This is a genomic window from Paraburkholderia sp. J8-2, from assembly GCF_905220195.1.
Taxonomy (GTDB): Bacteria; Pseudomonadota; Gammaproteobacteria; order Burkholderiales; family Burkholderiaceae; genus Paraburkholderia.
The window spans coordinates 1-1528 of record NZ_CAJMZA010000088.1 but is presented as its reverse complement, the minus strand read 5'-3'; the positions used below and the strand labels follow the sequence as shown (position 1 = coordinate 1528).

2 protein-coding genes are annotated in these 1528 nt (G+C 66.8%); both read left to right on the top strand.

What is annotated here, in order from left to right; genetic code table 11:
- Nucleotides 1-955, top strand: a 955-nt coding sequence (locus tag U5A52_RS42870) for an MFS transporter (RefSeq protein WP_321940457.1), incomplete at its 5' end; no start/stop codon positions are given.
- A 57-nt stretch (nt 956-1012) separates the two neighbouring features.
- Nucleotides 1013-1528: FAD-binding oxidoreductase (locus U5A52_RS42865; protein ID WP_321940455.1), on the top strand; the 516-nt coding region annotated here is incomplete at its 3' end.

Genomic DNA, 1528 nt, shown 5'->3' with positions numbered 1-1528 from the left:
TGGCGTATTCGCGCCCGTGCTGCTCGTGTTGCTGCGCCTCGCGCAAGGCTTCTTTCTCGCGGGCGAATTGCCGTGCTCGATCACATACGTCGTCGAAGAGATGCCGCAGCGCGCGAGCCTTGTCGGCGGTCTCGTCGTGTTCTGCCTCAATTCAGGTGTGCTTACGGCAACGCTGATGAGCCTCGCGCTGCACGCGACGCTCGATGCCGCCGACGTCATTACCTATGGCTGGCGCATCGCATTCATTTTTGGCGGACTGATCGGGCTCCTCTCGTACTGGCTGCGCACGTCGCTCGAGGAATCGGCGGAATTCCAGCGCCTGCGCAGCCACAAGGCCAAGCGTCCGTTTCGCACGGTGCTGGCCACGTTTGCGTGGCAGGTTGCGGCGGGCGTGGGTGTGGCGGGCATCGTCAACGCGGCAAACAGCCTGCTCTTCGTCGTGTTGCCGTCGTATCTCACGACCGTGCTGCACTATTCGCCGGCAATCGCGAGCGCGGCGCAAAACGTCGGCATTGCGACGATGTCCGCGTCGCTGCTCGCCTGTGCCTGGCTCGGCGACCGCATCCCGCCGCGTCTCGTGCATCGCGCGGGCGCGCTCATCATGATTGCGGGCAGCTATCCGTTTTATCGGCTCGTGGCCGCGCATGGCATCGATCCGTTCACGACGTTCGCCATAATCGGCTTCGTCGGCGGCTTCGTGAACGGCACCTACGCGTTCCTGCTCGCCGATCTCTTTCCGACCCACGTACGCTTCTCAGGCATCGCGCTCTCGCTCAATCTCGCGACCGTGCTGTTCACGGGCATCACGCCACTCGTCGTGACCGATCTGCTGCATCGCGCCGGACCTGTCGCGCCCGGCCTCTACATGACGGCGATCGCGTGCATCGGGCTCGTTGCCGGGCTCGCGCTCAAGCGGCTCGGCGGCAAGGTCGAGCGCGTGCATCAGGCTGACTAAGCGACACCCCCGAATCCTTCGATTCCACCCAATCAGACCATGCAAGCCTCGCCTCCGATGTCCCTTCCCGACGCACTCGCGAATGCGCTTGGCGCCGACCGCGTGAGCACCGATCCGGCCGTTGCCGATGCGCACGCCGCCGACTGGAGCGACGCGCCGCGCTGCGCGCCGTCGCTCGTGATCCTGCCGCGCACGCCCGAGGAAGTCGCACGCGCGCTCGCCGTGCTCTCGCAGTACCAGCAGCCCGTGGTCGTGCAAGGCGGCTTGACCGGCCTCGCTGGCGCGGCCACGCCGCAGGCGGGCGAAGTGGCGCTTTCGCTTGCGCGCCTGAATGCGGTCGAGACGTTCGATACGATCGGCGGCACCGTGACCGTGCAGGCCGGCGTCCTCCTCGAGCAGTTGCAAACGCACGTCGAAGCCGAAGGCTGGTTCTTCCCGCTCGATCTGGGCGCGCGCGGCTCCTGCCAGTTGGGCGGCAACGCGGCAACGAATGCGGGCGGCAACCGCGTCGTGCGGTTCGGCACGATGCGCGAGCGCATTCTCGGTCTCGAAGTCGCCCTGCCCGACGGCACG